The organism is Mesorhizobium sp. M7A.F.Ca.CA.004.04.2.1 (assembly GCF_004022825.1).
GTDB lineage: Bacteria > Pseudomonadota > Alphaproteobacteria > Rhizobiales > Rhizobiaceae > Mesorhizobium.
The window spans coordinates 1-4,668 of record NZ_RZPH01000439.1 but is presented as its reverse complement, the minus strand read 5'-3'; the positions used below and the strand labels follow the sequence as shown (position 1 = coordinate 4,668).

4 protein-coding genes and 1 pseudogene are annotated in these 4,668 nt (G+C 60.0%); 2 read left to right on the top strand and 3 right to left on the bottom strand.

From position 1 onward, the window contains the following. Positions 1 to 526: 526 nt before the first annotated feature. Positions 527 to 835, bottom strand: a complete 309-nt coding sequence (locus EN893_RS40050; RefSeq protein ID WP_236473435.1) for a helix-turn-helix domain-containing protein — start codon at positions 833 to 835, stop codon at positions 527 to 529. 157 nt (positions 836 to 992) lie between these two features. Beyond that, positions 993 to 1,439, bottom strand: coding sequence for an extracellular solute-binding protein (locus EN893_RS39360; protein WP_236383562.1), 447 nt, complete (start codon positions 1,437 to 1,439; stop codon positions 993 to 995). Between the two features lie 1,057 nt (positions 1,440 to 2,496). Here EN893_RS39360 and EN893_RS19485 point away from each other — a divergent pair. Together EN893_RS19485 and EN893_RS19480 are read left to right on the top strand one after the other, a co-directional pair. Further along, a pseudogene (locus tag EN893_RS19485) lies at positions 2,497 to 2,718 on the top strand (insulinase family protein); the annotation flags it as partial. Between the two features lie 57 nt (positions 2,719 to 2,775). Next, positions 2,776 to 3,834, top strand: coding sequence for a class I SAM-dependent methyltransferase (locus tag EN893_RS19480; RefSeq protein WP_024504268.1), 1,059 nt, complete (start codon positions 2,776 to 2,778; stop codon positions 3,832 to 3,834). Positions 3,835 to 4,255: 421 nt separating this feature from the next. Here EN893_RS19480 and EN893_RS19475 read toward each other — a convergent pair. Next, positions 4,256 to 4,668: transposase (locus EN893_RS19475; RefSeq protein WP_189340297.1), on the bottom strand; the 413-nt coding region annotated here is incomplete at its 5' end.

Genomic DNA, 4,668 nt, shown 5'->3' with positions numbered 1-4,668 from the left:
CAGCTCGAGGCGGTGTTGCGGCCGTGGCGAATAACGGCACCGCTCATTTCGGAGAGGCAATGGGCGGTCGTGGTTCCCCGCAGGCCGACGATTGGAAGGCAAAGCGCTACGGCGTTTTCGTGCAGGCTAGCATCAAGTTCAACTGAGAGAGCAAGAACCGAGGAGAGCGGCGATGCCACTCCAGCTCATTACGATCATTGGATCAACAGAAGGAAGTTTTCCGAAGAGTTTTGCAAGCGTGCGCAAAGTCGCCAGACAAAGTTCTCTCGGTCCATAGTGTACGTGCCGTCACGCCCGTTCTCGACATGGTTGAATGATACGTCCCGCGCGATCGATCAAAGTCGTTTTTCATTGGTTTTCCGGAAATCGCGGGGAGCACAGCGTGCTGTGACCCTCGCCTGCTGGTTTTCTGTCAACGCGCAGATGAGGGAGAATGAGCGTACAGCAAAAATCATCAGTGCTGTCGCTTTCGCCAAAGCCCGCCGCAGCTAAACGGGGTCCCACGCCCGGTAGCGCCCCCTGCCGGTCACCTCACGGATGCCGAGTTCGGCACCAGCCCGAGCGCAGCGCGCTGGCTAATTTTCAGCTCGGCCGCGACCAGACCTGCCGACACCAGCGGCCGCGCCAGCACCAGCTCGATCAGCGCCGGCAGGCTCGAGTTTTTGCGCCGGTTCCTGAGCCGGCGCTCCATCTGGCTTTTGGCCAGCGCCTGGATGATTGCAAGGCTGAAACAGTCGATGGAACGCCCCTCCAGCGAAGCCGAACCGGACGAGGCGCGCGCGCCAGGTCCTTCGGCTGCCATCGGCACGCTGGGTTTAAGTGCTTGGGGTGACACGGCGTGATCTCCGCCGTTGGCGGGAACAGGGCAGTGCAATAGTACTGCCCTGTTCCTTTTGATCAGAGGCCAGTGCGGATTTCTTCGGCAAGCGCCCTCAACGTCGTCTCGACGTCATCGCCGTTTACCATCTTCTGCATCGCCACGGCCCATGCGTTCATGGCTTCGCCGAAGCCGACACGCGGTGTGAAAGCCAGCGCGGCTTGGTCCTGTATCTTTTTGAAGCTGTCAACGAAGTTGTTGAACTCGGGCTGCGAAGCGTACTTAGTCCAGGTGTCGTCTGCCAGGTCGACGTGCGCGGCGGATTGACGAGCTGGCCAGCAAGGGCACCCTTGAGCGCCACCTGCTTGGAGGTGGCCCACGGGATGAACAGCCAGGCCGTGCCCTTCTTTTCGGAAGCCGCGTTCATGGCGAGAGCCCAGATCCAGATGTCAGACTCCAAGCTCGTGGCGCTCGGTGCGTGCAGCGGCGGAGCGAAGGCGATCTTGCCGGATGCCGGCTTCCCCGCAACATCGTTCCAGAAGCCGAACATATTTGAGTCGATCGTCATCGCGCTGCGGCCGGACGCGAAGGAAGGAGCCGCGCACTTCTTGATCATGTCCACGTAATGTAGTCGTATCCAGCATCGGTAAGCTTCCAATCGCTCAGGTATTTGTCCAGCGGCTCCAGGGCGCCACTCGGAGCGAGGTCCTACGCGGGCTGAATGCCAGTGCCGAACACATCCCATGCTGGCGACTTCGTCGTCAGTTGGATCGTCATCTTGTTCCAGTAAGAATCGTCTGGGTAGAGTTCCGGCGTGACCTTGATGCCGGGTCAGCTTCTCGAACTCCGGAAATTGCGCAGCGAGAGCATCCGCATAGGGGTGGATGTCGTAGGCCCAAGTTATGCTGGTCCCTTCGAATTGACGCCAGTTCACGGTGTCGGCAGCGGCCGAATTAGTGAGCGATGCCGAGACGGCAAAAAACGCCAAGTCAAAAGCAAGCTGTTTGCGAAGCGACGCGCACCTGTAACGAGTACGGGGAATGAGCGACCCATGTAATCCTCCCTGGGGCATTTTGCCAATTTTTGGGTCCACTCCTCCATCCCGAGTTCGCTCATAGCCACAATAAGCGGTTTCCAACGAGCTCGCTCTGAATGCACCAGGCCAACTGGGTAAAAACGGGTAACCGGCACTAAAAGGCGTTGTAGTATCGCCACCAGAAATACTGCTCCGTGGTGCTGGCCTTTGCCTGGGGGCGCAACACGGCAACTACCCGCTCAAAACGGTTGGTCCTCTACCTCTTATTCACCGTCGCTTTCCTCGCGGCCTAACCCGGCCGGAATATCCGTTGCCAGAAAAAGGCCTCGCGGCCGGTTCGAGGCTCATCCCTCCTCCGAAGCAGCACGCTCAAGTATCGTCACAAGCCCCGAGCGCTTCGCGTTCGGCGATGTCCAAATTCCGACAATGTCGGATACAGTCAGATCTACTGGATTGCGTTTGAATGGTTTTCTCATTTGGCACAGTACATGCGGGTCATCCGCAAAACACGTGACCGACCAACAAGAGTTCGCATGATCACCTTACCACAACATACAGCCGCCGCGGAACAATCACTTGGCCCCTGATCGCCCACCCCGGCACCACAACCGGAGTCATCGATGTTCTGACAGGCTGCCCAAGGATACCTGCTGCAACAGGGCTTGCCCTGGTGACGACCACTCCGGCTCCGCCGGTTACCGACGAGGGCAAAGTGACGGATTTCCTGCTTTTCAACGGCATGGAGGTGGCTGTCATTCCCGACCACCGCGCCGGTCGTCACCCATATGGTCTGGTGCAGGATCGGCAGCGCGGAATGAGCCGCCGGGGATATCTGCATGTCTTCGAGCATCTGATGCTCAAGGCGCCTCATGACGAGCACGGCTCCGTCGCCTGGAGAGATTGAACCCAAAGGGAGATTCAGATGTCTGAAGCGAATCAGGAAAAGTTGGACGCATTCTTGGGGAAAATGGTCGGCGATCTCGGTGCGATCGCAACGGGCGCGGGAGTCCTGCTGGGGGACAGACTCGGCCTGTTCAAGGCATTGCGCGAAGGCGGCAAGATGACGGCCGCCGAACTTTCGACACGCACCGGCACCCAGGAACGCCTCGTAAGGGAATGGCTTTCCGGGCAGGCGGCGGCGGGTTACGTCGACTACGATGAAGCGAGCGACAAATTCTATCTCAACGCCGAGCAAGAGCTGGTGTTCGCTGATGAAGACAGCCCGGCCTTCATGGCAGGCGCATTCGAGTTCCTGTCCGCGCTGTGGCTCGATGAAGAAAAGGTGAGGCAGGCATTCCAGTCCGGCAAGGGCGTCGGGTGGCACGATCATAGCGCGTGTCTGTTTCGCGGTACGGAACGGTTCTTCCGTCCAGGCTACAATGCCAATCTGATCGACTCCTGGCTGCCGGCCTTGGAGGGCGTCGTCGAGAAGCTCGAACGCGGCGTGGACGTCGCGGATGTTGGATGCGGTCATGGTGCATCGACCGTGCTCATGGCACAGGCCTTCCCCAATTCGCGCTTCGTCGGCTTCGACTATCATGCCCCTTCGATTGAGCGCGCCCGCAAGGCGGCCGAGGTAGCCGGCGTCGGCGTTAACACGCGGTTCGACGTGGCGGCCGCCAAGAGCTATCCCGGAACCTATGACCTCGTCACATTCTTCGATTGCCTTCACGACATGGGCGACCCGACGGGCGCCGCCACCCATGTCCACGGATCGCTCAAGCCGGACGGCACGTGGATGATCGTCGAGCCGTTCGCGCATGATCATCTGGCGGCGAACCTCAATCCCGTCGGCCGCGTTTACTATGCCGCTTCCACTTTCGTGTGCACGCCCGCATCCGTGTCGCAGGAAGTCGGGCTCGCGCTTGGAGCCCAGGCCGGTGAGGCGAGGCTGCGCAAGGTTGTGACCGGCGGCGGCTTCAAGCGATTGCGTCGCGCCGCGGAGACACCGTTCAACATGGTGCTGGAGGCCCGCCCTTAGCGTGGCCGTCGCCAGAAATTGCAGCTCATCGCATTTGATGAAGATCACCGCCAAAAATCCGGACGCATCGGGCACATTTTCAAGGCGTCTGGGTTCACGCAGAGGTCGCTGCCGAGTTGTGTGCCAAGAGTCCCATACGTTGCGGCTCAGAAAGGACCCCACGCACGGCGACGAACATGCCCATAGCGATGGCCGCTATAATCACATATGTCCACCATGGCGCGTTCACAAAGCTGGTAAGCCACGTCGCACCGAACGCGCTTACGACAAAAACGAGAGCCTCGATAAAAAGACTGAGCCTGTACACATTCAGTCGTCTCATCCTCATACCACCCATCCAAAGACTGAGCTTGTTGCGCTACTGCGACAGAGCCTAACATATTGGAGAGTGCTCACTAGTCGACCGTGAACAATCCGAGCCCTAAGCGGCGACCGGCTTCGGCCGGATTTGAAGCAGGGCAATCAAGAGCGACAAAAACCCCTTCAGCCACCTGAGCAGGAGGGAGAAGTTGTAGCCGGCGGCGGCCAGGATGGCGTTGAGGGTGTCGCCCTGCTGGCCGGCGAGGTAGTTGCGGCCCATTCTGTGTTCGCTCTTGATGTGGCCGATGACGGGCTCGACCGCCGACCGCCGTCGCATCTGGCGCTTGATGGCTGGGGTGACGCGGCGTTTCTGGCCCGCGGTGAAGACCCTGAGCTTGTGGCTCTGCGGTGCGTTGTGGCCGCGATAGCCGGCGTCGGCGAGGATGCGGCCGATCTCGTTGCCGATGGTCTTTTCCATGTCGGGGATGACGCTTGCCAGCGTGTGGCCGTCATAGGGATTGCCGGGCAGTGCTT